Source organism: Paenibacillus sanguinis 2301083 = DSM 16941 (assembly GCF_000374825.1).
GTDB lineage: Bacteria > Bacillota > Bacilli > Paenibacillales > Paenibacillaceae > Fontibacillus > Fontibacillus sanguinis.
In genome coordinates this window covers 25939-51792 of record NZ_KB895382.1, presented here as the reverse complement: position 1 = coordinate 51792, position 25854 = coordinate 25939, and the positions used below count along the sequence as shown (strand labels likewise).

The following is a 25854-nucleotide window of genomic DNA, read 5'->3' as shown; positions in this document are numbered from 1 at the left end:
ATGATCACAGTCAATACTGTGCGGCAAGCGGTCATTGATGCGCTTGACCGAGCCTTTGTGTCGATAGAGGTCAACGGCGAAGAAGTTGAACAGGGATTTACGGAGCCTTGTTTTTTTGTGCAGTTGTTCCCGGTTGCGCACACCCACTTGCTGGATCGGAGATTTCGGCGCAACCACAGCTTTAACGTGCAGTATTTTGATGCCCGTAACCGGGATTTGCACGCGATGGCCGAAGAACTTTATGACGTTTTGTATTTAATCAACGTGGAGGACGACCTGATCAGGGGTAGCAACATGAGCCATGAGATCATAGATGGTGTTCTCCATTTTTTTATACAGTACGAATTTCAGATCCTCCGGCAACCGGAGGGATACGACAAAATGCAACACATGGAGGGGATTTAATGGCAACCGCCAAATCATCAAGCCCACGGCCAGCAGCCTACACCAAGCAGCAGTTTCTTTCCTCCGCCAAGTTTACGCCTGGCGAAAAGGACATCTTGAGGGCGCTGCTGGACGATGGCAAGACCTATACACCGGATCAGGTAGCCGGGACGGTTAAAAGCTTCCTGACAAAAATCGAGAACAACAAAAAGGATGTGAAATAGCATGGCTGGAGGTACATGGACAACGCAGAACAAAGTGCGCCCTGGGGTGTACATCAACTTTGAATCGGTCGGCAGCCTACAGACCGGAGTCGGTGAGCGTGGCACAGTCACCTTCCCGCTGGCGCTCTCATGGGGGCCGTCCAAGTCTCTGATCTTGCTGCAAGCTGGTGAGGACGTATCCGGCATTTTAGGCTACGATCTGTCAGCGCCGGAGCTGCTGCCCGTTCGGGAGGCACTTAAACGAGCATCTACCCTGCTGCTTTATCGTCTCAACACGGGTACGCCTGCAACGGTGACGGTCGGTGAGCTGACGGCCACGGCCAAATACGGCGGGCTTCGGGGCAATGATTTGTCCATTATCATTCAGGAGAGCCTGGACGTTGCTGGCAGCTTTGAGGTACGGACGCTACTGGAGGGCCGTGAAGTCGATAAGCAGACGGCAGCCGACATTGCCGCCCTGGCAGCCAATGATTGGATCACCTTCAGCGGCACAGGAGATTTGGAGGCCACCGCAGGCGCTCCACTCGCAGGCGGCGCAGATGGCACAGTGACCAACGCCGATCATACGGCGTACCTGGGTGCGATTGAGGTTCAGGAGTTTAACACCGTAGGGCTGCTGTCCAGTGACGCTGCTCTGAAGGCCGTTTATACAGCCTGGATCAAGCGGCAGCGCGAAGACGAAGGGAAAATGATTCAGCTTGTCTTACCTGATTATCCCGCCGCCGACTATGAGGGTGTGATTAGCGTCAAAAATGGCGTAGTGCTGGCAGACACAACCAAGATTGACAAGGTGCAGGCCGTGGCCTGGGTGGCCGGAGCTACCGCAGGGGCAGCCGTCAACGCATCCCTGACCTATCAGGCTTATGATGATGCCGTGGACGTAGATATCCGATACACCAATAGCCAGATCATTGCCGCTCTTCGGGCAGGAGAATTCCTCTTCGTTCCTTCTCAGGGGCGTGCCTTAGTGGAGCAAGACATTAACACCCTGACCAGCTTCACGCCGATTAAGGGGCGAGAGCGGTCGAAAAATCGGGTTATTCGGGTTTTAGACGGCCTTGCAACCGACTTTAAAAGCACTTTCGAGCGCTTTTACTTGGGTAAGATTAGCAACAATGCGGACGGTCGTGGGTTGCTGCGGGCGGAGCTGACCAACATAATAACCAATTATCAGGGTATTGGAGCAATCCAAAATTTTAATTCACAAACGGACCTGAACGTACTGGCTGGATCAGCATCGGATAGCGTCTATGTTGAGATGTCTGTCCAACCCGTGGATAGCGTCGAGAAAATCTATATGCGGATTAAGGTGGTGTAAACATGGGATACCTTCAGGCGAAGGATATTGTATCGGGTCAAGAGGGCCGAGCCTATGCAACGTTTGATGGCGTGGTGGAAGAAATGTTCTACGTCAAATCAATTGAGGCAACGGCAGAGAAGCAAAAAGAAGAGGTCAAGGTGCTGGGTAAGCGCGGTACGCAGAGCAAGGCGGCTGGCTGGACAGGCACGGGTACAATGACCATTTATTACACAACAAGCCGTTTCCGTCAGCTCATGCTCCGGTACATTAAAGATGGCATTGACACTTACTTTGATATTCAGATCATCAATGACGATAGCACGACTAATATCGGGCGCCAGGCATCGGTACTGCGCAATGTCAACCTGGACAGCGTAACCGTGGCGAAGCTCGATACAGAAAGCTCGCTGCTGGATGAAGAAATTAGCTTCACGTTTGACGACTATGATCTGCAAGAGAGCTTCACCGATCCGGTGCTTGGCTAGGTGTACCACATTTTATTAGGAGGATGCTATATGACCGAACGTAACATGGATTTTTTTATGAAGGGCAATGCGCAACCTGTCGAAGAACTGGAGGAAGTGGTGACGGATCGGTACCGAGACAAGGACGGCAAGGCGATTCCATTTGTCTTTAAATCAGTTACTACAGCCAGAATTGACGAGTTGCGCACAGAATGTACAAAGCGCACAGTTGCCACTAAGCGCAAGCCAGCAACGGAAACCTTTGATAACAACCGCTTCGCAACCAAGCTAGGCATTGAATCCACAGTGTTCCCCGTATTTAAGTCTGCGGAGCTGCTGGCCTCTTACGGCCTTCAAGATCCCGTTGACTTGGTACAGGCCGTATTGGCTGTGCCAGGCGAATATGCGGCCTGGATGGATGCGGTGCGGCGTGTCAATCGACTTGACGACGACTTCGAGGAAATGGTGGAAGACGCAAAAAACTGATTGACGGCGGGGATCGGGAGGCGGTGTATACGCATTATGCCATACATCGCCTGCGGTACTCGCCACGCGATCTAGTAGATTTGTGGAATATGGAAACCCCTCATAAAGCATTCTGGTATGCGAGTATGGCGGTCGAGTTGGATCGGCAGCGCAAGGAGCAGCAGCGCATCCAGTCCAAAGCTAAAAAATGATGGTTGAATTTGCCAATGGCCTTGCTTTATGATGGTGTGGGGGTGTAGACATTGAACAAAATATTTGTACTATTTTTTGCGCTGGTGCTGCTGGCCGGATGCTCAACGCAAGCCGAGAGCTTGCAGGGTGTTGATACGGCCAAAGCTAAAGAAGAGCCTACGCTGGAGAAACAGCAAGAGCCTGTTGTGCAGGAGCCTGAAGCTGCCGCTCTTCCAGAAAGGGACGGCGCAACTATAGCAAACTTCCGTAAAGCTCTGAAACCATTCGAGGAACTTAATAAGTACGAACTTGAAGACCGCGAAACGGATGAAGGCGATAAGGAAGCTTATCCTGGATTAATCGCGCAGGCGATATTTAAGAACCATAATGTAGTGAGTGGTCAAGATGAATTTTGGTTATTTGAATTTTCTACAGTCGAGGAAGCACAGGCCCTTTATGAAGAAGATGTTGAATTTTGGGGAGAAGCTAAAACTCAAAATCGTTCATTCACTAATGGATATCTCGTACTAAGAGTATTGAATAAAGATAGTGACCATTTGGAACTTTACAAGAAAACGTTTATGAACCTGACTCCCTAACCGGAGTCTTTTTTATTGGGGGGGTGTAATGAGTGGCTAAAATTATGGCGGTCTTTGACTTTAGGGACCGAATCACCAAGAAGTTACTGAAACCCCAGAAGGCCATAGCTCGCATTACTAAGGAAACGGACAAAACCAATCGGATGATGCAAAAGCTCAATCGTATGCGTATTAATCCGCGTTTGAGATTGAATGACCGCATCACACGGCCTTTGCAAAAAATCCGTACATCCCTATCCAGGCTGGGCCAACGCATCACCACAGCCACCGTCAAACTCAATGACCAGGCCACGCCTGGCATAGAAAAAATAGATACTGCCCTGAGAGGACTTGCAGACAAGGCCCTCAAGGTTGCTGCCGTCGCTGGTATTACTGGCGGCGGTTTGTTATTTGCCGGACAAAGTGCGTACGAGATGGATGCGAGAGCGGCGGCAGTTACGGGCTTGCCTAGAGATTACTTTTCCGAGTCGGTTCAGGATATCTACTATGGTAGTAAAGCGGGAACGTCCCGTGAAAATGTCCTTACATCTCTGGTTGGGATCGGGCAGCAGACGGATCTGCGAGATCAGATGCTGGCCGAGTCAGCACTGTATGCCAACATGTTCAGCAGCTTGCATCCCGATATGGATGTCAACCAAATCTCCCGGGCTGCCAGCACCTTCTATAACTCAATGCAGGCTGACTTCCAGCGCACCTATGACAGTATGTCATACGTCTGGCGTAACGGCGGCGATATGGCGGACGATCTGGCCGATACGTATGCGGAATATGCTTCCACCTTCGCTAAACTGGGAATCTCACCAGAACAGTTAGCGTCAGGGTTAATCGCCGGGCAAGATGCTGGGGCATGGAATTATGATGTCCTTGCAGATGCTTTGCGTGAGTGGGGAATAAAATCTTTAAATGAGTTTAACGAAGATGCTATTAATGCAATGGGCAAGCTTTTGGGAGAAAGCCGAACAACGGACTTGTACAAAGGAATACTAAATGGAGATGTTACAGGGCAAGCTTTTCTAGCAGAAATCGCTGCCGCTCTCTCTCAAGTTGGTGCAGCAGATAGAGAAAGGTATGGGACAGACCTTTTCGGCACCAAATACGAAGACATCAGCACCCCGATTTTGGACATGGCTAACGGCTTAGCTCTAACGGCCGACACAGCCGGAGAGCTTACGAAGCAGTTTGAAACCTTCAGGTCAGCCAATCCCATGACCCCGATGAATGACACACTAAGCGGCATGAAGTCACTCATTGAGGGTATCGGCAAGTCAGCGCTGGTAGGCCTTGCCCCGGCCTTTGAAGCTTTTAACGCCTGGGCAGCAAGCGACGAAGGGCAAGTCGCGATTGCCAACTTCACACAATCCATAGCAGATCTAGCCGTTAGCCTGGGCGAAGGTCTTGTAAACGGAATTCAATGGGTCATTGAAAATTGGGACACGCTGGAGCCGATCTTAGAGGGCGTATTGTTGGCACTCGTATCCATCGGCGGGATCACCAAGGGGGTCAAGATCGGTCAAGCCTTTGCCAAGGCGTGGCCGTGGGTCGTCAAACTGGGCAAAGGCATCGGCTCCATTGCTGGCCGTATTCCTGTTCTCGCTGCGGTGGTTTTTGCTTTTTTTGACAGCCTTGCCCAAATGGAATGGCTGTATAGCAATATCGACAAGATTAAGCTGGTTATCGGCGCCCTCCTGACCGCCTGGGGGAATTGGTGGTCAGAGTGGTGGACGGATGTGAAAAACCGCTGGAATAGTAACATGGATTGGCTGGAAAACACTTGGAACGACAGTATTAACTGGATCAAAGCGAAGTGGAATGCTTTTGCAGATGCGCTGCAATCGACTATTGAAAAGCCGTTGAACTGGGTCGAAGACAAATTTGCTTCCATTACAAGCTGGCTGGACAACATTGGTACAAAGTTCAGTGACTTCATGGGTTCGTTGGGCAGCGTTGGAGACATCACCATGCCCTCCTTTATCACGGGTTTAATCCCCCATGCTAACGGCATTTCTGACGTTCCTTTTGACAACTACCCCGCCGCTCTCCACAAAGGCGAGACAGTGCTTCCCGCCGAAGAGGCGGAGCTGATCCGCTCGATGGCAGGTCATCGCTACCCAAGCCGGGGCGGGGGCCGTAGGGATATCGTGGTACAGTTCAATGGCGATAACCATTACAGCAATGATATGGACGCCCAGCGGGTGGCATATATCGCCGTTCGAGCGGTAAAGGACAAAATGACCGAAGAACTGTTTACAGGACCTGAAGGAGTGTACGAGGTATGAGCATGGAGTTTTGGCTTTCGTATAACAACAACGCCGAGCGCCTTCAGCTCCCGGTCAACCCGGAAGAGATCACCATTGGCAACAGCTCGCAGACCGAGGTCGTTAACGTGTCGGGAATCGGTGAGGTCGCTATTATCAATGACCCGGTGCTAAAGACGTTTGACTTCTCCAGCCAGTTCCCTTCCTCCTGGGGTCCATATTGTGCATACAAGGACATTCCCGACCCCAAGGCGGCAGCCGCGACAATATCCCGCTGGAAGGCCACCGGGAAGCCGATCAGGTTTTTGGTCACGGAAACAACCTGGAACTTTGCGGTCACCATCGAAGATTACACCTACCGGGAGGTAGCCGGGGATGTTGGCACAATTTATTTTGACTTGAGTCTGCGTGAGTACAAATTTATCAAAATCCGCAAGCTGGAGACCAAGACCACGGCAGCCGGGACAACCAGCGCCAGCGTCAGCAGCGCATCGGCCCGGCCCAGCGAACGGGTTACGCCTGCCACCTACACGGTGCGCAGCGGGGACAGCTTGTGGAAGATTGGGCAAAGCCACGGCGTAGCCTGGCAGACGTTAGCCAAGCTCAACGGTATCCGCGCCCCTTACGTCATTCGTCCCGGCCAGGTGGTGAAGCTGAAATGATGGAGCTTTATGTGGTGCGCAGTGACGGCACGTTTCAACTCCCGGTGCAATCGGTGGAGTGGTCCGGGGAAAAGTTGGCCGCACCCCGGACGCTCACAGCAACGGTGCTATCCACCCAGCGGGGGCTACACCAGAAGCAGCCGGTTAACATGGGCAATCAGCTTATTTTCCGCTGGAAGGGCGAAGAACTATTTCGCGGAACCATCTTCGCCAGGGACCGAACCCGGGACGGCAGCCTGTCCCTGACAGCCTATGACCAGTTGATCTATCTCACGCAAAATACGGATAGTTACATCTTCGTGGGCAAAACCTTGGCCGAGATCGTGCGCCGGATCTGCAAGGACTTTGATATTCCCGTGGGGACGATTGCCGACACGCCTCACCGTCTCACTCGTAGCTTCGAGGGGCAAACGCTGTTTGACATGATCCTGGCTTGCATCTCGCTCACCTACAAGCATACGGGGGTCAAGTATTACATTTACGCCAGCAAAGGCAAGGTCAATCTGGTCAAACGTGTGGATATGGCTCATAAGTGGGTTGTTGAAGACGGCGCTAATCTCATGGACTATTCCCTAAGTGAGACGTTAGAAGAGACGGCCACCCGGGTGAAGCTGGTCGCGGGTGAAGCTAAAAAAGCCATCACGGCCAAGGTCGATGCGGGTTGGCTTCAAAAGTCTTACGGGGTTCTGCAATACTTTGAGAACGTCTCGGAAAACGTCAATAAAGCCCAATTAATGGCCCGCGCCGAGCAAGCTTTGCGGGCCAGGGCGAAGCCAGGCGAAACGTTGTCCGTGGATGCCTTGGGCATACCTGATGTGATATCTGGCGGCGCGGTCTATGTGATCGTGGCGGAGCTGGGAGTACATCGGGCTTTTTACATTGACCAGGATATGCACAGCTTTTCCGGTAACACACATACCATGTCGCTGACGCTCAATCGTACGGACGACCTGCCGGAGATTGATGCGGCCAGTATAACCGATGCAGCGGGCGACGGTGACAGCGAGAGCGACAAGGAAAAGGACGACCCTGAGACCTTTGCCCAACGCCTAAAGAAAGAACTTTTTGGAGGTGACGCATAATGCTCGTGCAGGTTGTTAAAGAAGCCGCCCGCCAGGCGGTGGATTCCGCTATGCCGCTGCGCATCCTGGAGGCGGTGGTGGTCTCGCCCCCTCCAGCGCTGTCCATACAGCTTGCTGGGGATCAGCGAATGATCATTCCCGCCGAGCTGCTCCTGGTAGCCGAAAGGCTGGAGACGGGCCTGAGAACCGGGGATGAAGTATTGATTTTCGCGGTACAAGGTGGTCAAACCTATTACTTGGCTGATCGGGTGGTACGCTATGCTAACTCCTGAATCCGCTGCCTCTATTCCCTCTTTATTTGCATCTGAGATCCAGCCCAGCCGTACCTACCGACTAGACCGGGATGCCGGACGTGTATCTGGTATGGTGGATGGCCTAGAAGCGGTTAAACAGTTCATCATCAAAACCTTGGGTACAGGACGCTGGCGACATGTCATTTACCCGGACTCGTACGGGTCAGAAGCTGACAACATCATCGGCCAGAGCTTCAGCCTAAGCTTCACGCGCACAGAGCTGGCCCGAATAATTACAGAGGCGCTGATTTATGATGAACGTATTAACGAGGTCAAAGACTTCGACATTCGCCAGGAGCAGGATAGACTCACCGTGTTTTTCACGGTCGTCACGGTGTACGGCAATCTATTTTTGAATGAGGTGATCTAGCGTGTTTGAGGACGCATATTACAGCTTCGAGGCAATCCTTCAGCGGATGTTGTCCCGGGTGGCGGATGACGTAGATAAACGGGCTGGCAGCATCATCTATGACGCTTTGGCTCCTTGTGCCGCCGAGCTGGCCCAGACATACATTCAGCTTGATGCCGTACTAGAGGTATCCTTTGCCGATACGGCCAGCGACGATTACTTAAGCCGCCGCACATCGGAGTTTGGGGTGCAGCGGGCAACGGCAACGGCTGCTGTACGCAAGGGGCTATTCTACGGAGCGAATGAGGCGCCGCTGGATGTGCCTATGGGTTCCTGGTTCGGCATCGAGGATCTAACTTATGTTGTCCAGGAGCGTATCAGCCTTGGGGTGTACAACCTCTTGTGCGATACGGTGGGCATTGTGGGTAATCAGCAATTTGGGACGCTGCTTCCCATTGACTACGTGCCTGGATTGGTTCGTGCGGAGCTTGCGGACGTGATCGTTCCCGGCGAGGATCAGGAGACGGACGATGCCCTGCGGCTGCGGTATTATGAGACGGTTAATGAGCCTGCCTTTGGCGGGAACATTGCGGACTATGAGCAGACCGTAAATGCCATGGATGGTGTAGGGGCAACTAAGGTCTTCCCGGTGTGGAACGGTGGCGGGACAGTCAAATGTACGATCATTGCAGCGGACTGGTCAGCACCTTCAAGCACCCTTGTATCGGCGGTGCAGACCGCCGTTGATCCTACGGCCAACCAGGGCAAAGGCTACGGCACGGCCCCCATTGGGCATGTGGTCACGGTGGCGGGGGTCAGCGGTGTGGCCGTCGATGTGACGACAACCGTTATTCTGGCCGAGGGTAGCACCGCCGGGCAAGTCCAGGCTCCCATAGAGTCAGCGGTGACGGCCTATCTGCTGGGGCTTCGGCAAACTTGGGCCACAACGGAGCAAATCATTGTGCGGGTGGCGCTTATTGAGGCGGCCATATTGGCCGTACCTGGCGTGATTGATGTATCAGACACGATGCTGGGCGGGATAGCGGCCAACATGACGCTGGCCGCTGAAGAGATCCCGCTGATGGGGACGGTGACCGTTCATGCCTCCTGATCGTTTCATGGGATATTTACCTCCTTACTATGAGGACGTGCTGGAGTTTGTGCAGCTTGGGCAAACGGAGGATATAGAGCTGAATCAATTGGAGACGGCGGTAAAGCAGCTTTTCGCGGATCAGTTTGTATTGACATCTGGCGTTCAGGCGATCAAACGGCGGGAGCTGATGCTGGGCATTCAAGCTGATTCGACCACGGAAACCCTGGAGTTCCGCAAGCAGCGCATTTTGAACCGCTACCGGACGAAGCCACCTTTCACCGTGCGCTGGCTGCAAGAACAGTTGGACAAGTTGGTAGGCCCGGGTATGACCGTCGTTTCGGTAGATCCGCCGAACTTCGTTTTGTATGTGACGACCAACATTGAAAATGCGAACTTGTTCAAGGAAGTCCGGCACACCGTGCAGACAATCAAGCCTGCCAATATCCTTTACCAGCAAAACACTTCTATTAATACCACCATTGGACTGGAAGAGCATATTATCCGGCGAGATATTGGCTGGAACTACAAACTGAACGATTCATGGAAGCTAGGCGAAGAGTCCTTTGCCACATTTGGAACGGAGGTTGAAGTTACATGATCACGGCATCTTTCAAGCAGGAGGTAGCAACCTATGTTAATACGCGCATCGCCAAGGTTGTTTTGAATGAATCTTACGAGATTACCGAGTTTGAGGAAAAGGCTGTGACGGATTCAACGGTAGCCCTCAATTATATTGTTCCCGCTGCTGACGTTCCCGTCATTAGCTTGATCGAGCTGCGGGATGCAGCGGGCAACATTCTCACCACCAATGCGGTCAATGTTCCAGTATCGTCGGACACGCTTATGCTGCAAACGGTAGAAGTTAAGGAGGTAGTGAACTGATGGCCAAGACAGATTGGAAAATGTCCGACACGGTGAAGCCGGATGACATGAACAGCATCGGGCAGGAGATCAATGATTTGCGTAGCGAGGTAGATAACATTGAGATTCCGCCCGCTAGCCTGACCACTCCGGGGATTGTGCAGCTCTCCAGCAGTGCGAACAGCAGCAGCGAGACCCTGGCGGCCACGCCGTTAGCGGTCAAAACCGCCCATGACGCAGCCGCAGCCGCCCAAAACACGGCCAACGCCGCCAATTTAGCGGCGGCAGCGGCAGGTACTGGCCTGTCAACGCATGCCAACAATGCGACGATGCACATTACGGCGGCAGAGCGAGTGAAGTGGAATGCGGCGGAGAACAACGCTAAAAACGCAAGCTTGCCGAGGGCTACGCGATCTGCCAACAATCTGAACAGCATCACAGAAAACGGTTTTTACGATGGGTCCAGCATGGCTAATGCTCCAAGTACGGATTGGCATTATGTCGAGAATATTGTGCATTCTGCTAACCCCGGAGCTTGGCGGCTTCAGAGAGCGACAAATTTTAATACCGGAGTTACGTATTGGAGGCAAATGAGAAGTGGAACATGGACAAATTGGCAGACATGGGGTGGTGGCGTGAAAAAAGTAACGAGGTATTCAGCCCATTTGTACTATCACACCCAAGACGACAATGGTATTGTGGCGGTAACAATCCCGGCTGTGGACGTTAATAAAACCTCAATCAATCTGACTGGATACTATACTGATGGTTTTGACGACGTGAATGCTGGTTCCGATTATCAAACTCCAGCGGTTTATCTTTATAATGCAACAACAGTCAGAGTACGCAATACAGACAATATGAGAACTGGACTAGAAATTTACGTATATTTTGAAGTCATCGAATACAATTAATAGGAGGAAAATGTATGCCATATATCCAAGTTAATAATAGTGGAATCGTGTATGCCATCAGTGATAGTCAAGTCATTCCTGTAGCCGATAATATCTTCGAGGTTGACTCATTCGACTCGTCTTATTTAGGCAAGCGTAGACTCGCAGACGGAACCTTTGAGGATGTTCCGCTACCAGAATCATCGCAGGAGTCAGACGCCAAATAGGTGTATTTTTTATGCCCTCGGAGCCGATCCGGGGGCTATTTAAGTAGAGAGGTGGTATAAATGATCAGAATGTTTCGTTCAAAAGATTACGTACAGGCTCATGAGTTTATTGATTTTTCATCCATACAGCCGATTATCCAGCTTACAGGTATGGGTATCACCGTTGACTTTTCTAACACAGGTGATCTTCAATCCATCACGCTAAAAAACGGTACAACCACCATTGTGGCCGCTCCCGGGCAGTTTATCTACAAAACGAATACGGGAACGGTAGGTGTTTGCGGGTTGGAGTGGCTGCAAGATAACTACGTAGAGGACCCGCCACTGACGGGCCGGGAGGGATGATTTAAGTGGAAGATGGACAACTTTTCACATGGGATGCTCTAGGCACAATGGCCGGGGCATCCCTTCTTGTTTATTTTGTTGTGCAATACACGAAAGGCATAATTGACCGCTTTGCCCGTTGGCTGCCTACGGATATATATGCAGTTCTTACAGCTTGGATCGTGTTGTCACTAGCTCAGTTAGCAATGGGTGATGCTGATGCTGCCGATTGGCGTGTATATGTATTGGCATTCGCTAATGCTTTTTTGGTGGCGGCAGCGGCTGGGCAGATGCAACATAAAGCAATTAATCCACCAGGCAAAGGAGATGACAAAGCCGTATGACATTGACACTGGACTACGTAAAGGCAAAATCGACCCCCAAATTATCAGGGCTATATCCAATCGTCCGCCAGGCTACGGAGCGTCTCATTGAGCGCTCCTATGCAGCTGGTGTGCCGATTCTTATTACCCAGGGGTTACGCACCATAGCGGAGCAAGATGCCCTGTACGCGCAGGGCCGCACGAAGCCGGGTAAAATCGTTACCAATGCACGAGGTGGCTACAGTAATCATAATTTTGGGATGGCCATCGATTTTTGCTTGCTTAAACCAGACGGTAAAAATGTGAGTTGGGAGGTAAGTCCGGCTTGGTTGCAGGTGGTCGAGATTGCAAAGTCACTTGGTTTTGAATGGGGTGGAGATTGGAAGAAGTTCAAAGACTACCCGCATTTTGAGATGACCTTTGGGCTAACGACTGCACAATATCGAGCAGGAAAACGGCCTACATCAACACAGATTCAATCCGTGCTAAAGCGGATGGGAGAGGATGCGAAAAAGATGGACAAAGCTAAGGTAATCGTAAATGGTAAGGATATAGACGAGGGTGTACTGATCAATGGTACAGCTTATGTACCGCTACGAGCTATTGGAGAGGCTCTTGGGTTGCAGGTTGATTGGGACAATAAGAGTAAGACAGCTACGATTTCAAGATGATTCACTGTATAAACGCAGCAAACTATTTCAGTTCAGCTGCGTTTATACATGCTTTAAAGGCGCTTTAACTCTTCATTTAGGAGTTTGCAAAGAAGAATGCGGATTTTTGCAAACTATCGCGCCGAGCTACATCTTTGCTCCTCCCGGGAACCCGAGTCCCAAGCTTTGCTGAAAAGCGCGGTGTAGCGGAAGAGGGCCATAAAGCGCACGGAAATACTCCACCGTCCCTGCTCCGCAAATACGTCCGTCGTTCAAGAAGATCACCTCGTCGGCCAGTTCTTCCGCAATGTCCAGCTGGTGCGTCGAGAATAACACCGTTTGGCCTTCCAGCTTTACGCTCTTCAAGATTGAGACAAACTCCTGCATCCAATACGGGTCCAGGCCATTGGTGGGCTCATCCATCAAAATTAAGGGCGGGGACGAAAGCATGGCCTGAGCGAACAATACCCGTTGCCGCATCCCTTTGGAGAAGGTGGTAACCCGCTTATTTCGTTTGTCGTCCAGGCCTGCCATCGCCAGCACTTCCCGGACCCGCGACTCCGGCACCCGGCGGAGCGAAGCCCAGAACAACAAGATTTCTTCCGCCGTCAAGCCAGCCGGAAATTGAAAATCATCAGGCATATAGCCCATCTGCCCGGCAAATTTTCTTCTATCCTCTTTCCACGTCAAGCCGCGTACATGAATATCTCCAGAGGTCGGCTGAAGGATTCCGGCAATCATGCGCAGGATCGTGCTTTTTCCCGCTCCGTTGCCACCGCATAATCCAACAATAGTACCGGCAGACACGTCAAAGGACACCTCATGCACGATAGTCTGGCCCTTGATCTTCTTATTCAGATTCGATACGGCTACAAGCGGTTCAGCCATGTGTTCTCCCCCTTTCCCAAATGGCGTACACGATCCCCAGCGCAGCTAACAGCCAGATAACAAATAAAGCTGCAAACCACAGACTTCCCCCTGGCCCTTGAATCCATGTCACCCATTGATAATATTCCGGGCCCAGGATAGAGCCCCCGCCCAGCTTAACCACAACAAACAACCTGACGAATTCCGCAGGATTTAGCAAGGTCAGCAGCACCAGAAGTGGCTTGATCCACAAATAAGGCACAAATCCGAGCACGGCGATGAGAATCGCCGGCCAGCCGATGACGGCAAAGAACCAAACCATGACCGAAATGGTCATCGCCTGCCAGCGATTTCGGGATAAAGCGCCGATGATCAGAGCTAACGCCAGAAACAGCAGAACCAGACCACAGGAAAATGAGAAAAACAACAGGTATGTGTTCACCTCAAACCGCTGGCCCATCAATGCGGCAATGACACCCATTAATCCGTAGCCAAACGAGATAATCGTCAGCAACACAGCCGCCAGGCCCGCAAATTTTCCGAGCAAGAACGGCATGGTGCCCAGCGGATACGTTGCCAGCAAGGACCAGCTCCCTTCTTCCTTCTCCGCTGTCAGCGAGAAGGAGCCAAGGAACAATGCCATTAAAGGCAGGAGATACAGAATCAGACTGAGCATCGCTCCGGTAACTCCCGAATATCCACTAATGTCGGTTTGAGCATTAATGAGCAGCAAGCAAAGGCTAAACACCGAGAATAGGATCAGGAAGGAATACGCCCACGGATTGCGAAACCCTACCTTAAGCTCCTTGCGGGCAATTTGAAGCAAATCCGACATGCACAGTAGCTCCATTCCTTTAAATTAATTAGTGACCGCCATGACCTTCTTGGCTTTCATGATCGGTATCGGCGTCACTATCGTCACTATGCGAATGTTCCTCTTCGCCGTGACCGTGCGAGTGGCCCTCTTCACCGTCTTCATGCGAGTGCATATCCATCATCCCTCCGCTTTGCTCCCAGGTATGATTAGCCAGATCCGCGGAGCTAAGCAAGGTACCTACCCCTTGTTCAGCAATAAACGCTTCAGCAGAGGCCTCGTCCTTGAAGCTGACAATCCCGTATGCCATCGGGGTACGAATGGAGGCATCGTAAACATAGGTGGCCTTGTCGAATTCAATCCATGTCTTATCGTTGTAGTCACGCACATAATCCATGCCAATATCGTCCGTCCCATGTTGCTTTTTCCATTCATTCATGCAGCCGATATCGTCAAACTTCAAGCTCTTGCCGTCCTTGGTCACGATTTGCGTAGCATAGGCATCATCCTTCACCTGCATATTGCAAATGACGCATACATCTACATCCTCGTTGATTGGTTGAGCCGCATAAGTTTTCGCACCGCAGCCCGCCAGTACTACCAGTACCAGCAGCATAGCTGTGATAAGCATTCCTTGTTTCATCATTTTCGTCCTCCTGAATAAATGATAGTTAATGTGGATGTGAGCAGCAGCATAGAGGCAATAATGGCCATAAAGGCCGTCTCCGAGATATACTCCCTCTCTGCCAGCGCACCGGATGTGGCCCGTGGCATATTGAGCGACATCCGTGGAGCAAGGTCGGTAGTCCAGCTACTGCGTTCTCCCTCATACATGCCACTTAAGAAGCCGATGCCCGGGGACTGGAAGAACAATTGATAAGCGGCATCCTTGGATACAAGCTGGGCATAGAACGGGTTCATGGCATACTTGAGTTCGCTGAATCCATCCTGGTTCAAGTCCAGCACCTGTGCGGAATCCCAATAGTTCCGTTCTATCCGGTTGGCTCCACTGTCTTTGGCTTCCGCCTCAATCACATTAGCTACAAAATCGTTATGATGAATGAGATTATTCTCAGCATCAACCAATTGAATGCCCACAAAATTACGGTAAATGGAGTTGTTCATCAACTCATTATCGCTGGACATTTCCAGATAAATGCCCACTCGGTTGCCGTCTACGACATTCTTCTCTACTACAGAGGACTGGACATCATAAAGCAGAATGCCCTGCGAGTATACATTGGCGCTCTGCCTGGTAAAAGAATTCTCTGCAACCCTGACGTTTGCGACTCCCATCACCATAGCCCCGGTCATGTTGTACTCTCCGGAATTGCCGATGATTTGGGTGCCGTTAATATACATACAATGAATACCGTAACGCGAGCCTGCGATGCTATTATTCATAATGCTCAGGTTCGTGCTATTCTCCAGATAAATACCGTCCCTCATCCTGAGTATCCGGTTGCCCTCAAGCCGGTTCTCGTGGGAATTGTACAGATCAATGCCGTTCCCCTTCTCTCCCAAGCGGATCTTGCCTTGCTCTTGCTGCCCGCTATCCCAAGCAATCACATTATTCATCAGCACTCCCCGGTCCGCATCGCGCAGGACGATGCCAAAGCCCCGGGTTGTTATGCGTAAATCTTGCAGCAGGAAGCTGTCGGCTTGTACCGTAACCGCTGCCACTTCTTCCCCGCCCTGCTGTTGCGCAATACGAAGTCCCTGCACCGCGACTCCTTCGGAGGTAATAATCATGGCAGAGACAGCTTGATCATTAACCAGGACAGCCTCTGTTCCCTCTATAGTGATCGGTTTATCAATCTGGACGGGCCCCGCGTATTTCTGGGCATCTAGCACAATACGTTCCCCCGGATTAGCCTGATCGATCAATTCCTGCAAAGAAGGAAGGGTTACTGCTTTATTCTCTTCGCCGAAGACAAGTGTATCCGTCCACATGAGATTTAGCGCAATACCGCCCAATAGAAGCAGAGCAGCTAACGTGGAGAAGCTCCATTTTCTTAATTTCTCCAAAATCAGAAACACCCCTATATCATCATAAGCAATAACTTTTGTCTCATAATATAGCCCACTTGAGTGATATAGCAGGAAAAACACCTCATTTATTTGTCATTTTTGTGACATTGCGAGATTGAAAAATATTAAGAGTTGTTTACCAGCTTACTTCGATATAGTATAATTATTTGTAATTATTACGAATAAAATTGAAGTGAAGGAGTTCCTATGCAACCTAACTATACGTCCAAGCTCCTGCCGGCCAAAGCAATTCGGCATCGTCGTTTCGGCTCCTCTGACCCCGTTCCGGGTCATAAGCCCACCGTCAAGGAGCAGATGCCTGATTTGCAAAATCAACGGGAAGATTATCTGTTCCCTATTGACCAGGTTGGAATTAGCCGCGTGCGTCATCCCGTTCAGATTGAATCCGACCTTAAGCCTTCATCTCAAACTTCCATTGCGGAGATTACGTTAACGACAAGCTTGCCGCAGCAGTCCAAGGGCATTAATATGAGCCGATTAACCGAGCAACTGGAGCTATACCGCCAGCAAGGAGGGTCTACCCATCTATCCGAGCTGTGCAGCTTCACCCGTGAGCTGGCGGAGCGAATGGAGCAGGAGAACGCCGAGATGGCGCTGACCTTCCCGTGGTTCTATGAGCGCTCGGCCCCAGTTACAGGGCTTAGCGGTCTTAATCATGCCGATGTCACCATCAAGATTGGCTACAAGAAGGGTATGGCTTATACCGCCGAGATTGCCCTTCAGGTGGCTGTTACAACCTTATGCCCATGCTCCAAGGAGATCAGCGAATACAGTGCCCATAACCAACGGGGCATCGTGTCAGTAACAGCCGTCGTTGATCCGCTGGCCTTGCAGGCAACGGATTGGAAGGTGATGCTGCTGGAAGCAGCCGAATCCAATGCCAGCAGTGCGCTGCATCCGGTTCTTAAGCGGCCGGATGAGAAGAGAGTCACCGAGCAGGCGTATGAAAATCCAAGGTTCGTGGAGGATATGGTGCGGCTTGTAGCGGCCGATATGTACGAGATGGAAGATGTACAAGCCTTCACCGTGGAATGCCGCAATGAGGAATCTATTCATAGGCATGATGCCTGGGCAAGAATCGCTTATGACAAGAGGGCAGCCCATAGTTAAAGTGAAGGTGGGTTGTAGCTGAAGTGAAGGTAGTCATAGTTAGAGTGAAGGTGGGTTGTAGCTGAAGTGAAGATAGTCCATAGTTAGAGTGAAGGTGGGTTGTAGCTGAAGTGAAGGTAGTCCATAGTTAGAGTGAAGGTGGGTTATAGCTGAAGTGAAGGTAGTCCATAGTTAGAGTGAAGGTGGGTTGTAGCTGAAGTGAAGGTGGGTTATGGCTGAAGTGAAGGTAGTCCATAGTTAGAGTGAAGGTGGGTTATGGCTGAAGTGAAGGTAGTATATAGCTAAAGTCAAGGTGGACCATGGCTAGAATAAAGGTAGCCCATAGCTGAAATTTAGTCAGAAATACCTTTGGCAATAGCCATATTTGTAAAAAACCAAGGAGTTCAGATGTCTGGTCTGCTGAGTTCCTTGGTTTTTTTGGCGTCCAGTTTTTTTTGACACCCAGTTTTTTTAATATCCAGGTTTTTTGGCATCCAACCCTGCCTTTTATAAACAAACGGTGGCAGGTGAAAGCTTGGGTTGCTGGTTGCTCGAATCATCATACTAGCACGGCACGGGCTTTCCATAGATTAACGGGAAATCATCCATCTAATTATTCCATTTCTCTTAAAATTTACAATTTAGATGGAAATCCTCCCTATAATGATGTATCATCACTCCAAACAGCAAGCTTTATATGGAGGATTTCCCGCTAAATCAGATAAATCCTCTATTTTTCTGCAACTAACGGGACTTTCCAACGGGACCTCCCGTTAATTCAGGTCACGGAATCACTTCCCCTAGAAGTGTGGCGAACAATATAGGAGCCTGGGAGCGACCGGTACGGGCTTGACACTCGCTGTTAAATCCGAATTTGCTGTTGAAACCTAACTTTGCTATTAAAACCGATTTGCTGTTAAATATGAATGTTGTTGTTAACCCGAATGTTGCTGTTGAATCTGAATGTTGCTGTTAATTCAAATGTTGCTGTTGAAACCTAACTTGCTGTTAAATCCCGAATTCGCTGTTGAAACCTAACTTGCTGTTAACCCGAATGTTACTGTTGAACCCTAACTTTGCAATTAAACCCTTATTTTTCTAATTTTAGAAAATAATTTCGACCTGAAGGTTAAAATCCAGGTTTAAAAGAGATTGTTTCTATTGTTTCCGTTATTTCCGCTCCATACCCGCCTCCGGCTCTTCGTTTACCGCACTTCTAAAACGGCGGCAACGGGTCGTCAAGCTCACGCCAATTGCTCTGCATTTCCGCATCCGTCAGCAAGGCCTCATCCAGACTGCGGATTATCCGCTCCCGCTCCAGGCCCACGCCGATGAAGACAAGCTTGGTAATTCGGTCTCCCCATATCTCATCCCAGTCCGGCGTCTTGGGGTATTCACTGCCGAAATAAGCGAGCCGTTCTTCCTCCGACAGCGCCGCTACCCATAATCCGGCTGGCGAAAGCTGGCGGGATACGCCTGCCTGGCTGAAGGAGATCGCCAGATTGTTGCGAGTGGCAATCCACATCAGCCCCTTGGAGCGCACCACCTCTTTAGGCCATGTGGCGAGCCATTGCAGCAGCCGTTTGGGATGAAACGGAACCTTCCGGACATAGACAAACGAATTGATGCCATATTCCTCAGTCTCCGGCGTATGATGCTCCTGTTGCAGCTCCCTGATCCACCCCGCCGATGTGCTGGCTGCCTCAAAATCAAACAGACGCGTATTCAAAATCTCCTTCGGATCCACCTTGCCATGGCTGGTGCGAATCATTTTAGCTCTCGGCTGCAAGCTTCGCAAAGCCTGCTCCAACTGGTCCAGCTCAGCTTCACTTACCATATCGCATTTGTTGATAATCAAGACATCGCAGAATTCAACCTGATCGATCAGCAGGTGAACAACGCCCCGGGTATCCTCCTCCCCCGCCTGCTGGCTGCGATCCCGCAAGGTCTCCCTGGTATGGTAATCCTGCCAGAAATGATAGGCATCCACGACCGTCACCATGCAGTCCAACCGGGTCAAGCTTGATAAATCAATCCCTTGATCCTCGTCTACATATGTAAAAGTCTGAGCCACCGGCAACGGCTCCCCAATTCCCGTCGATTCGATCAAAATATAGTCAAATCGCTTCTCCCGGGCCAGGCGCTCCACCTCCTGCAGCAAATCATCCCGCAGTGTACAGCAAATGCAGCCATTGGACATCTCGACCAGCTTCTCTTCGGTGCGGCTCAAGCCTCCTCCATCACGAACCAGATCGGCATCGATATTCACCTCACTAAGGTCGTTAACGATAACCGCAACTCTCAGCCCTTCCCGATTATTCAGCACATGGTTTAGAACGGTCGTCTTGCCTGCGCCCAAATAGCCGCTCAAGACCGTCACCGGGATTTTATCCTGCTCCTTCTCCACCTCGCGAACGGGTACGTTCATACCTGATGCAGCTCCTTTTTTCTGAATTTATCGGAAAAATCCTCATCATGCTATATAAGCTGAGCTTATAACTCATGCAAAGAAGCCGACGAGAAAACGTTCTTATAATCGTTGTTGTTCACAAATTTCTCTTGTTCAAAAAAATTGTTATTGAGTATAACTTGGCTGGCCATTAACATTGACAGTTCTCTTCGCAACAGCTCAGGTCTGTCAGCAGCATGCCTTGACGAGAGTATTCGTCCAGCACCTTAGTATCCAGCCCCATCCGGCTGGCAATCTCCCCCGCTACCACACCAAAGCGTTGTCTGAACTTGTAAATGAAGCAAAAGACCAAATGCTTATGCCGCACACTGGGCCCGGCCACGAATAGCCCCGGTGTCGCCGTCGACTCGTCGAACTCATTCAGCCGCACCATACCATTCTCACCCTGCTCCAACAGATCAGCAATCAGGTCCAGGCTGCCCCGAAATCCAGCCGCTAGAATGGGAGGTAAAGCGGTCTTCAGCATGCGGCTTTCCCCGGAGGCCCCTTCAACATAAACCAGATAGCCCTTATGATCCTCGGCTGGTTCAATCCATCGCACCTCATAACCTGCCATAAGCTCCACCTGGCCATCCGGTATTTCCCGTAAGCGATCCTTGGTAAACGGGGATAGCTCCATGCTCGGATCACTGCTGCCCTTGGCCATCCAGCGGGTATTGCGGTCAATGAGCGTTACCTTCCGGCCAAGCCGGGCTAGATGTATCGCCGCATCGGCGCCACTTTCATAGCCCCCGATAATCAAATGCTCCTCGCCCTCCAGATCTGCCCAGGTCGGAATCAGACTGCTGTGAATAGCATATTCAGCACCGGGGAAGCCGCCTAGCTCGGGATACTGAAATTCACCCGCCGCCCAAATGACGTACGTGCTGTACATCGTTCCGGCTGAGGCCTCCAAGACAAATCCGCCTTCCGGCTGAGGGTGTATGGCCGCCACATCAACCCCGGTCCGTACCGGAAGCTGCTTATATTCGGCCACCGCCTGCAAATATTGAGCATATTGCTCACCCGAAGGATGCTCCGTCCCCAGGGTATACGCTGGAGATGTGTTCAGGCTCACCGCATTAAGATCAAGAATGCCGTAGGCATTTCCCGTAAAGGAAGGCGTGATCATGCGCATTTCCCGGGGCCACATGCGAAAGGATGCTCCAATGCTTCCCCGCTCCAGGATCGTAAATCGGGGGATATTGAGCTCTTGCAGCAAGCACCCTAATCCGATACCCGCCGCACCACCGCCTACAATGATACAATCCCATGATTCTTCCATGATACCTGTGCCTCCTCTCACGTTCCTGCCGTCCATAATTGCGGCTTGTATTCTGTATAAGCCTCCTGCAAATGCCGCCCGGACAACGCACCGTCCTCAATAATAGCCTTGCGCTTGGCCTTCAGCACAATTTGCTCCATATCGGCGAAGCTGCACCCGCCCAGTAGCCCGGAGGCCGTCTCATGCATGGGCTCTGCCTGCTCGAACCCGTTCAGGAGCAAGGTGAGAAATTCGCTGCGCTGGGCATCATCCGGCATCGCATAAGTCATCTTCGTATCAAAACGCCGCCAGATGGCTTGATCCAGCTCCTCCTCTAAATTGGTGGCCGCCATAAAGATGCTATCGCCCTCAAATTCATCCAGGCACTGAAGCAGCGTGTTGACCACCCTGGACATTTCCTTCACCTCATCATTGTTGTCCCGCGTTCGCCCAACCGCATCGAACTCATCGAGGAACAACACGCAGGGTGTGGTCTTGGCATAATCGAATACCTTGCGAAGGTTGCTTCCTGTCTCTCCAAGATGACTATGGATGATGGCGTCCAGTCTTACCACAATCAGCGGAAGACCCAATCGGGCGGCAATGTAGAAGGCCGTCAGCGTCTTACCGGTTCCCGGCGGCCCAAACATAACTATTTTGTTCGGTACCGGAACCTCGTAATGCTCGAATTTCTCCTTCATCCCTATGATCGTAATGAATTCTTCCACGATTTGACGGTTCACCGGGGCAAATACAATCCGCCTAACCTTGCGTTCACATTCCTTGGGAGTATAATAAGTCGCCACATCCGTTCCCTTGGATCGGGGCAGGCGAAAATTTGTAGTCTTCTTGTTGCTCATCTACCAGCTTCTCCTTTAGAAAGCATGGTGAACTAAGGGGAGCCTGCGACCGATATGGGCTTACACTCGCTGCTTCAGCACCATACATACCGGCTCTCCGGCAACTGGTTCACCACACTTTTAATCCATTTACATCAGCTCGGCCTCGTCCGCATCCAATACAGGCCAAAATAGGCCGTCCATATCCAGTTCGACCTGCTCCAGCTGACATTCAAAGTCCGCAGAGGGCAAAATCGATGGAACCCGTTCCCAGCCCTGGACGGGATTCCGGGCATATACGCGCCATCGGCCTTGTTCCGGAACAAAGCGAGCAACCGCTATGCCATGCCACCTCCGGCCCTGCGCGTCGGGTCTTTCTTCCATCAGGGTCAAGCCCTCAGCCTTCCACTCATAGGTCAAACGGACAGAGGAACGCACCTCTCGCGGAACCTTTGCTTCTATGTAGCCCTCCAAAATCCGCTCTACCCTGCGGACCGTCAATTCATCCACCTTTAACTCCGGACTCCAGCGCATTCCCCTACGTTCCTCCCGTCAGTCTAGAATAGTAATGAGCGAATAAGGCTCGCTCTTCAGCAGCTTTTTTACCACAATGCTGTTATTCTGATTTGATTTAATCGTAATTTTTACGATGTAATCAGTATAATAATTTTCTCTTTTCTTTGTCAACTGTTAACTAACGATTAATAAAGCCTCTCCTGCCACTTTTCTTCGCTTAATCCTCTTGTTATTTGTAGTCATTACGATTAAAATGAAAGGCGAATCGTTTATCTTTACTTAATGAAGGAGCCTCACCTCATGTCATCGCTTCCTAACGGTCTTGCTAACGACCTGCTCACCTTCAAGACTATATTTATCAGCATCTTTCTTGAAGCTCTGCCATTCATTTTGCTGGGAGTGTTATCCTCCTCCCTGGTACAGCTATTTGTCTCGGAAAAGTTAATCTCGCGCCTGATCCCCCGAAATCCTGTGCTTGGTATTTTGTTTGCCTGCTTCTTCGGCGTGTTGTTCCCGATCTGTGAATGCGGCATGGTGCCGGTCATTCGTCGTCTGATCGCTAAAGGCATGCCCGTGTATATTGCCGTCGTCTTTATTTTGAGCGGGCCGATACTCAATCCCGTCGTTTTTTTCGCTACATATACCGCATTCCGCAGCCGTCCGGAGGTGCTTTACTCCCGCATGGGGCTGGCCTTTCTCGCAGCCTTGATCATTGGGCTCATCGTTTACCGCTTTATCCGTTATCAGCCGCTGCGCTGGAATCTGGAGTCCCTCTACCAAGAGGATGAAAATCGCAGCTTGCAGCATCAGGGTTGGACGGGGAAAATCACCTCGTTGTCCATGCATATGTCCAATGAGTTTTTTGAAATGAGCAAATATTTGACATTAGGAGCCCTGATTACCGCATTGATTCATACCTTCGTAAATACCGGGCAACTGATGGCTTATGGCAACGGTCCGCTGTCCTCTCATTTGATGATGGGGGCATTTGCCTATATTCTCTCGATCTGCTCGACTTCGGACGCCTTCGTGGCCTCCTCCTTTACCGGAACCTTTGCCACCGGCTCACTGATTACCTTTTTGGTGCTTGGGCCGATGCTCGACTTCAAAGGGACCTTGATGCTGTTGTCCGTGTTCAAGACCAAATTTGTGATGACACTGGGGGCTATCATCATAATCGTGGTGCTCGCGCTCAGCATCGGATGGGATCAATTGTTCCTCAGAACATTTTCGTAAAAAGGAGGTTCGCTATGAACAGCAAACCACAAACCGCCACCGTAGTTCATTACAGCATCAGAACGGTTATTTTGTTAGGCATATCCGTCTACATTGCCTACCTGGTCGAAACCAACAGCCTTCAGCTTTATATTGGGGAACGCATCCGGCCGCTGGTTGGAGCATCTGCCCTGTTCATGTATGCCTTGGCCGTCATTCAGGGCTTCCTGGCCTACCGTACCTACAAGGGATCTGTCGTAGAGTGCGACTGCTGCAGCACACCTCCAGCTAAGTCATGGCCGAGGGCCAGCTTGCTGTACGGACTGATTGCTCTCCCGCTATTGCTGGGCTTCCTGCTTCCTGATACCGTTTTGGGCGGTTCCTTTGCCAGCAAGAAAGGGATCATCCTTAGTGCGGTTGCTCCCGCCTATGGCGGCGGACCCGCTCAGCCAGCTCAGCCAGCTCAACCTGCGGTTGCTATGGATGATGCTGCCGATTCAACCGAATCGACGGAAGCGGGAGAGGCGGGAGATGGTCTGATGAACAATGAAACAACAACTCCCTCCCCGCCCACCGAAGAGGATCTGGACCAATTGTTCGTGGCCGAGGACGATTTCAGCCGCGACTTGGCTGAATTGGCCAAACGTCTTTACGTCCTGCCGATGATTGAGGTCAGACCCGACATTTATATGGAGGTGCTCTCTTCCATCGTTACCTTCAAGGAAGCCTTTATGGGCAAAGAGATTGAAATTAACGGGTTCATTTATCGGGAATCGGGGCTTGCGGAGCATCAATTCGTTATTGGCCGCATCGCGGTCCAATGCTGTACAGCAGATGCCACGCCTTACGGAGTATTAGCGGAATACGAAGGTGCCCCTGAACTCGAGGATGAAACGTGGGTGAAGCTGAAGGGTACGCTTGGACAAACGGAATATAACGGCAACGTCATCATCAAGATTGATGTATCTGAATCGAGTGTCATTGAAGCCCCGGACAACCCATATATATATCCTAACTTTGACTTTCTGAATGCTTCGGTAGATTAAATTGCAAGGAGGGAGCAAGAGATGAAGACACCGGTCATTATTCTCAGCGGCTTTCTGGGCAGCGGCAAAACCACGCTGCTCCTGGAGCTGATCAAGCAAGCTTATGGCAGACAGCTTAAGCCGGCCATTCTTATGAACGAGTTGGGCAAAGCGGATGTGGATGGCCGCATTCTGGCGGAAGCGACGAAGGATGTACCGCTGGAAAAGCTGTTTGACGGATGTATTTGTTGTAGCAAAAAAAGCGAGATTACCGGTTCGTTGGAAGGGCTGCTGGCCCTCGCTCCCGACGTCATCATCGTGGAACTCACGGGAGTTGCCAATCCGGAGGAGGTTGTAGATGCCATGAGTGAACCCGGGCTTCTGGATAAGGTGCGCCTTCACCGGATCGTGACGGTCATCGATGGCGAAAATGCGCTGGATTACAACAGCATCTTTGCCTCTGACAAGCAGCTTGTTCACACGCTGCGGCGGCAAATGAGCGTAGCTGACCTGATCTTGCTCAATAAAACCGACCTGATCTCTCCAGCTCAGCTAACCAAAGTGACGCAAATCATTCGCAAGCATAATGACTCAGCTTCCATTTATCATACAGTTCAAGCAAAAATCGAGGGAGATTTCATACTGGAGGGGCTGCTCCCCCTTCAGCTTTCGGCGAGGTCTACCAGCCGGCTTAAGGTCGTATCGGCACCTCATCAACACCATCACAGCTCCCCAAGCGCCGCTCATATACAGGGGAATGAACAAGCTCATCAACACAACGCGTCCTTCTCCCGCATTCAGAGCATTTATCTCCCCGTCATTCAGTCTACGGCCTTCTCGTTAAGGGAACTGGGGAAATTCCTCAAGGCCCAAGGGAGCCAGGTCCTTCGGGCCAAGGGATACCTCCCGGTAAGCAGCTCAGGGAACGTTACGCTGATCCAATATGTCGGCAAGCAGCTCCGCTACGAGTCCAGCACCTATCGCGGTCCGCATTATCTGGTGGTCATCGGGTATGAGCTTGATGAGCAGAAGCTGCTAACCCAGTGGTCAGCATTGAAAGGCTAATGAGCCTAAGGGTCTCGGC

32 protein-coding genes are annotated in these 25854 nt (G+C 51.1%); 24 read left to right on the top strand and 8 right to left on the bottom strand.

Going from position 1 to position 25854, the window contains the following annotated elements:
- The 20 genes from C557_RS0112330 to C557_RS0112235 all read left to right on the top strand — a co-directional run bounded on the left by C557_RS0112330 (position 1) and on the right by C557_RS0112235 (position 12661).
- Positions 1-405, top strand: a complete 405-nt coding sequence (locus C557_RS0112330) for a phage tail terminator family protein (protein WP_018752177.1) — start codon at positions 1-3, stop codon at positions 403-405.
- On the top strand, positions 405-608 hold the full coding sequence (locus C557_RS23455) for a hypothetical protein (protein WP_018752176.1): 204 nt from the start codon (positions 405-407) through the stop codon (positions 606-608). Before C557_RS0112330 ends, C557_RS23455 begins: the two co-directional genes overlap by 1 nt.
- Position 609: 1 nt before the next feature.
- Complete coding sequence (locus C557_RS0112320; RefSeq protein ID WP_018752175.1) at positions 610-1926, top strand: phage tail sheath family protein; 1317 nt, start codon at positions 610-612, stop codon at positions 1924-1926.
- 2 nt (positions 1927-1928) lie between these two features.
- On the top strand, positions 1929-2393 hold the full coding sequence (locus tag C557_RS0112315; protein WP_018752174.1) for a phage tail tube protein: 465 nt from the start codon (positions 1929-1931) through the stop codon (positions 2391-2393).
- Between the two features lie 30 nt (positions 2394-2423).
- Positions 2424-2858 (top strand): phage tail assembly chaperone, encoded by a 435-nt coding sequence (locus tag C557_RS0112310; RefSeq protein ID WP_018752173.1) that lies wholly within the window; start codon positions 2424-2426, stop codon positions 2856-2858.
- Positions 2859-2881: 23 nt separating this feature from the next.
- Positions 2882-3049 (top strand): hypothetical protein, encoded by a 168-nt coding sequence (locus C557_RS24975; RefSeq protein ID WP_154656224.1) that lies wholly within the window; start codon positions 2882-2884, stop codon positions 3047-3049.
- A 51-nt stretch (positions 3050-3100) separates the two neighbouring features.
- Entirely contained in the window at positions 3101-3628 is a 528-nt protein-coding gene (locus tag C557_RS0112300; protein WP_018752172.1) for a membrane lipoprotein lipid attachment site-containing protein, read from the top strand.
- Between the two features lie 164 nt (positions 3629-3792).
- Entirely contained in the window at positions 3793-5904 is a 2112-nt protein-coding gene (locus tag C557_RS0112295; protein WP_169338228.1) for a phage tail tape measure protein, read from the top strand.
- The gene (locus tag C557_RS0112290) at positions 5901-6545 is read left to right on the top strand and encodes a LysM peptidoglycan-binding domain-containing protein (protein WP_018752170.1); all 645 of its coding nucleotides are present in this window, start codon (positions 5901-5903) and stop codon (positions 6543-6545) included. Before C557_RS0112295 ends, C557_RS0112290 begins: the two co-directional genes overlap by 4 nt.
- Positions 6542-7627, top strand: coding sequence for an XkdQ/YqbQ family protein (locus C557_RS23450; protein WP_018752169.1), 1086 nt, complete (start codon positions 6542-6544; stop codon positions 7625-7627). The genes C557_RS0112290 and C557_RS23450 overlap by 4 nt, the downstream gene beginning before the upstream one ends.
- Positions 7627-7899, top strand: coding sequence for a DUF2577 family protein (locus C557_RS0112280; RefSeq protein WP_018752168.1), 273 nt, complete (start codon positions 7627-7629; stop codon positions 7897-7899). Before C557_RS23450 ends, C557_RS0112280 begins: the two co-directional genes overlap by 1 nt.
- Complete coding sequence (locus C557_RS0112275) at positions 7886-8290, top strand: DUF2634 domain-containing protein (protein WP_018752167.1); 405 nt, start codon at positions 7886-7888, stop codon at positions 8288-8290. Before C557_RS0112280 ends, C557_RS0112275 begins: the two co-directional genes overlap by 14 nt.
- 1 nt (position 8291) lies before the next feature.
- Entirely contained in the window at positions 8292-9380 is a 1089-nt protein-coding gene (locus C557_RS0112270; protein ID WP_018752166.1) for a baseplate J/gp47 family protein, read from the top strand.
- On the top strand, positions 9370-9960 hold the full coding sequence (locus C557_RS0112265; protein WP_018752165.1) for a putative phage tail protein: 591 nt from the start codon (positions 9370-9372) through the stop codon (positions 9958-9960). Before C557_RS0112270 ends, C557_RS0112265 begins: the two co-directional genes overlap by 11 nt.
- Entirely contained in the window at positions 9957-10244 is a 288-nt protein-coding gene (locus C557_RS0112260; RefSeq protein WP_018752164.1) for a hypothetical protein, read from the top strand. The genes C557_RS0112265 and C557_RS0112260 overlap by 4 nt, the downstream gene beginning before the upstream one ends.
- Entirely contained in the window at positions 10244-11137 is an 894-nt protein-coding gene (locus C557_RS0112255; RefSeq protein ID WP_018752163.1) for a pyocin knob domain-containing protein, read from the top strand. Before C557_RS0112260 ends, C557_RS0112255 begins: the two co-directional genes overlap by 1 nt.
- Before the next feature lie 14 nt (positions 11138-11151).
- Entirely contained in the window at positions 11152-11343 is a 192-nt protein-coding gene (locus C557_RS0112250; protein WP_018752162.1) for a hypothetical protein, read from the top strand.
- A 60-nt stretch (positions 11344-11403) separates the two neighbouring features.
- Positions 11404-11688, top strand: a complete 285-nt coding sequence (locus tag C557_RS0112245) for a hypothetical protein (RefSeq protein ID WP_018752161.1) — start codon at positions 11404-11406, stop codon at positions 11686-11688.
- 5 nt (positions 11689-11693) lie between these two features.
- A complete protein-coding gene (locus C557_RS0112240; RefSeq protein WP_018752160.1) occupies positions 11694-12011 on the top strand; it encodes a hypothetical protein in 318 nt (105 codons plus the stop codon).
- Positions 12008-12661, top strand: a complete 654-nt coding sequence (locus C557_RS0112235; RefSeq protein ID WP_018752159.1) for a M15 family metallopeptidase — start codon at positions 12008-12010, stop codon at positions 12659-12661. The genes C557_RS0112240 and C557_RS0112235 overlap by 4 nt, the downstream gene beginning before the upstream one ends.
- A 126-nt stretch (positions 12662-12787) precedes the next feature.
- Here C557_RS0112235 and C557_RS0112230 read toward each other — a convergent pair whose 3' ends face one another.
- Genes C557_RS0112230 through C557_RS0112215 form a run of 4 tightly spaced genes read right to left on the bottom strand, consistent with a single transcriptional unit; the run spans position 12788 to position 16349 of the window.
- Positions 12788-13528 (bottom strand): ABC transporter ATP-binding protein, encoded by a 741-nt coding sequence (locus C557_RS0112230; protein WP_018752158.1) that lies wholly within the window; start codon positions 13526-13528, stop codon positions 12788-12790.
- Positions 13521-14342, bottom strand: a complete 822-nt coding sequence (locus C557_RS0112225) for an ABC transporter permease (protein WP_018752157.1) — start codon at positions 14340-14342, stop codon at positions 13521-13523. Before C557_RS0112225 ends, C557_RS0112230 begins: the two co-directional genes overlap by 8 nt.
- A 28-nt stretch (positions 14343-14370) precedes the next feature.
- Entirely contained in the window at positions 14371-14967 is a 597-nt protein-coding gene (locus C557_RS23445; protein WP_040676905.1) for a nitrous oxide reductase accessory protein NosL, read from the bottom strand.
- Positions 14964-16349, bottom strand: a complete 1386-nt coding sequence (locus C557_RS0112215; protein WP_018752155.1) for a right-handed parallel beta-helix repeat-containing protein — start codon at positions 16347-16349, stop codon at positions 14964-14966. The genes C557_RS23445 and C557_RS0112215 overlap by 4 nt, the downstream gene beginning before the upstream one ends.
- Positions 16350-16559: 210 nt before the next feature.
- Here C557_RS0112215 and folE2 point away from each other — a divergent pair, with 210 nt between their 5' ends.
- Complete coding sequence (gene folE2 / locus C557_RS0112210; RefSeq protein WP_018752154.1) at positions 16560-17483, top strand: GTP cyclohydrolase FolE2; 924 nt, start codon at positions 16560-16562, stop codon at positions 17481-17483.
- Between the two features lie 1195 nt (positions 17484-18678).
- On the opposite strand, the gene C557_RS0112205 is transcribed toward folE2, so the two are convergent.
- From C557_RS0112205 to C557_RS0112185, 4 genes are all read right to left on the bottom strand, one after another.
- Positions 18679-19890, bottom strand: coding sequence for a GTP-binding protein (locus C557_RS0112205; protein WP_018752153.1), 1212 nt, complete (start codon positions 19888-19890; stop codon positions 18679-18681).
- A 172-nt stretch (positions 19891-20062) separates the two neighbouring features.
- Complete coding sequence (locus C557_RS0112195; RefSeq protein WP_018752151.1) at positions 20063-21196, bottom strand: NAD(P)/FAD-dependent oxidoreductase; 1134 nt, start codon at positions 21194-21196, stop codon at positions 20063-20065.
- A 17-nt stretch (positions 21197-21213) separates the two neighbouring features.
- The gene (locus tag C557_RS0112190; protein WP_018752150.1) at positions 21214-22035 is read right to left on the bottom strand and encodes an AAA family ATPase; all 822 of its coding nucleotides are present in this window, start codon (positions 22033-22035) and stop codon (positions 21214-21216) included.
- A 129-nt stretch (positions 22036-22164) separates the two neighbouring features.
- Positions 22165-22548, bottom strand: a complete 384-nt coding sequence (locus tag C557_RS0112185; RefSeq protein ID WP_018752149.1) for a DUF3024 domain-containing protein — start codon at positions 22546-22548, stop codon at positions 22165-22167.
- A gap of 282 nt (positions 22549-22830) precedes the next feature.
- Here C557_RS0112185 and C557_RS0112175 point away from each other — a divergent pair, with 282 nt between their 5' ends.
- The 3 genes from C557_RS0112175 to C557_RS0112165 are packed head-to-tail and all read left to right on the top strand — an operon-like array spanning position 22831 to position 25835.
- Positions 22831-23766, top strand: coding sequence for a permease (locus C557_RS0112175; RefSeq protein ID WP_018752147.1), 936 nt, complete (start codon positions 22831-22833; stop codon positions 23764-23766).
- A gap of 14 nt (positions 23767-23780) precedes the next feature.
- A complete protein-coding gene (locus C557_RS0112170; protein ID WP_018752146.1) occupies positions 23781-24791 on the top strand; it encodes a TIGR03943 family putative permease subunit in 1011 nt (336 codons plus the stop codon).
- Between the two features lie 21 nt (positions 24792-24812).
- A complete protein-coding gene (locus C557_RS0112165) occupies positions 24813-25835 on the top strand; it encodes a CobW family GTP-binding protein (RefSeq protein WP_018752145.1) in 1023 nt (340 codons plus the stop codon).
- Positions 25836-25854: the final 19 nt, after the last annotated feature.

Coding starts and splice junctions, on each gene's coding strand:
- C557_RS0112195 (WP_018752151.1), bottom strand. CDS start 21,196: ATGGAAGAATCATGGGATTGTATCATTGTAGGCGGTGGTGCGGCGGGT.
- C557_RS0112280 (WP_018752168.1), top strand. CDS start 7,627: ATGCTCGTGCAGGTTGTTAAAGAAGCCGCCCGCCAGGCGGTGGATTCC.
- C557_RS23455 (WP_018752176.1), top strand. CDS start 405: ATGGCAACCGCCAAATCATCAAGCCCACGGCCAGCAGCCTACACCAAG.
- C557_RS0112225 (WP_018752157.1), bottom strand. CDS start 14,342: ATGTCGGATTTGCTTCAAATTGCCCGCAAGGAGCTTAAGGTAGGGTTT.
- C557_RS0112255 (WP_018752163.1), top strand. CDS start 10,244: ATGGCCAAGACAGATTGGAAAATGTCCGACACGGTGAAGCCGGATGAC.
- C557_RS0112310 (WP_018752173.1), top strand. CDS start 2,424: ATGACCGAACGTAACATGGATTTTTTTATGAAGGGCAATGCGCAACCT.
- C557_RS0112170 (WP_018752146.1), top strand. CDS start 23,781: ATGAACAGCAAACCACAAACCGCCACCGTAGTTCATTACAGCATCAGA.
- C557_RS0112190 (WP_018752150.1), bottom strand. CDS start 22,035: ATGAGCAACAAGAAGACTACAAATTTTCGCCTGCCCCGATCCAAGGGA.
- C557_RS0112235 (WP_018752159.1), top strand. CDS start 12,008: ATGACATTGACACTGGACTACGTAAAGGCAAAATCGACCCCCAAATTA.
- C557_RS0112250 (WP_018752162.1), top strand. CDS start 11,152: ATGCCATATATCCAAGTTAATAATAGTGGAATCGTGTATGCCATCAGT.
- folE2 (WP_018752154.1), top strand. CDS start 16,560: ATGCAACCTAACTATACGTCCAAGCTCCTGCCGGCCAAAGCAATTCGG.
- C557_RS0112175 (WP_018752147.1), top strand. CDS start 22,831: ATGTCATCGCTTCCTAACGGTCTTGCTAACGACCTGCTCACCTTCAAG.
- C557_RS0112315 (WP_018752174.1), top strand. CDS start 1,929: ATGGGATACCTTCAGGCGAAGGATATTGTATCGGGTCAAGAGGGCCGA.
- C557_RS0112265 (WP_018752165.1), top strand. CDS start 9,370: ATGCCTCCTGATCGTTTCATGGGATATTTACCTCCTTACTATGAGGAC.
- C557_RS0112295 (WP_169338228.1), top strand. CDS start 3,793: ATGCGTATTAATCCGCGTTTGAGATTGAATGACCGCATCACACGGCCT.
- C557_RS0112245 (WP_018752161.1), top strand. CDS start 11,404: ATGATCAGAATGTTTCGTTCAAAAGATTACGTACAGGCTCATGAGTTT.
- C557_RS0112320 (WP_018752175.1), top strand. CDS start 610: ATGGCTGGAGGTACATGGACAACGCAGAACAAAGTGCGCCCTGGGGTG.
- C557_RS0112185 (WP_018752149.1), bottom strand. CDS start 22,548: ATGCGCTGGAGTCCGGAGTTAAAGGTGGATGAATTGACGGTCCGCAGG.
- C557_RS0112230 (WP_018752158.1), bottom strand. CDS start 13,528: ATGGCTGAACCGCTTGTAGCCGTATCGAATCTGAATAAGAAGATCAAG.
- C557_RS0112260 (WP_018752164.1), top strand. CDS start 9,957: ATGATCACGGCATCTTTCAAGCAGGAGGTAGCAACCTATGTTAATACG.
- C557_RS0112290 (WP_018752170.1), top strand. CDS start 5,901: ATGAGCATGGAGTTTTGGCTTTCGTATAACAACAACGCCGAGCGCCTT.
- C557_RS23450 (WP_018752169.1), top strand. CDS start 6,542: ATGATGGAGCTTTATGTGGTGCGCAGTGACGGCACGTTTCAACTCCCG.
- C557_RS0112275 (WP_018752167.1), top strand. CDS start 7,886: ATGCTAACTCCTGAATCCGCTGCCTCTATTCCCTCTTTATTTGCATCT.
- C557_RS23445 (WP_040676905.1), bottom strand. CDS start 14,967: ATGATGAAACAAGGAATGCTTATCACAGCTATGCTGCTGGTACTGGTA.
- C557_RS0112205 (WP_018752153.1), bottom strand. CDS start 19,890: ATGAACGTACCCGTTCGCGAGGTGGAGAAGGAGCAGGATAAAATCCCG.
- C557_RS0112330 (WP_018752177.1), top strand. CDS start 1: ATGATCACAGTCAATACTGTGCGGCAAGCGGTCATTGATGCGCTTGAC.
- C557_RS0112165 (WP_018752145.1), top strand. CDS start 24,813: ATGAAGACACCGGTCATTATTCTCAGCGGCTTTCTGGGCAGCGGCAAA.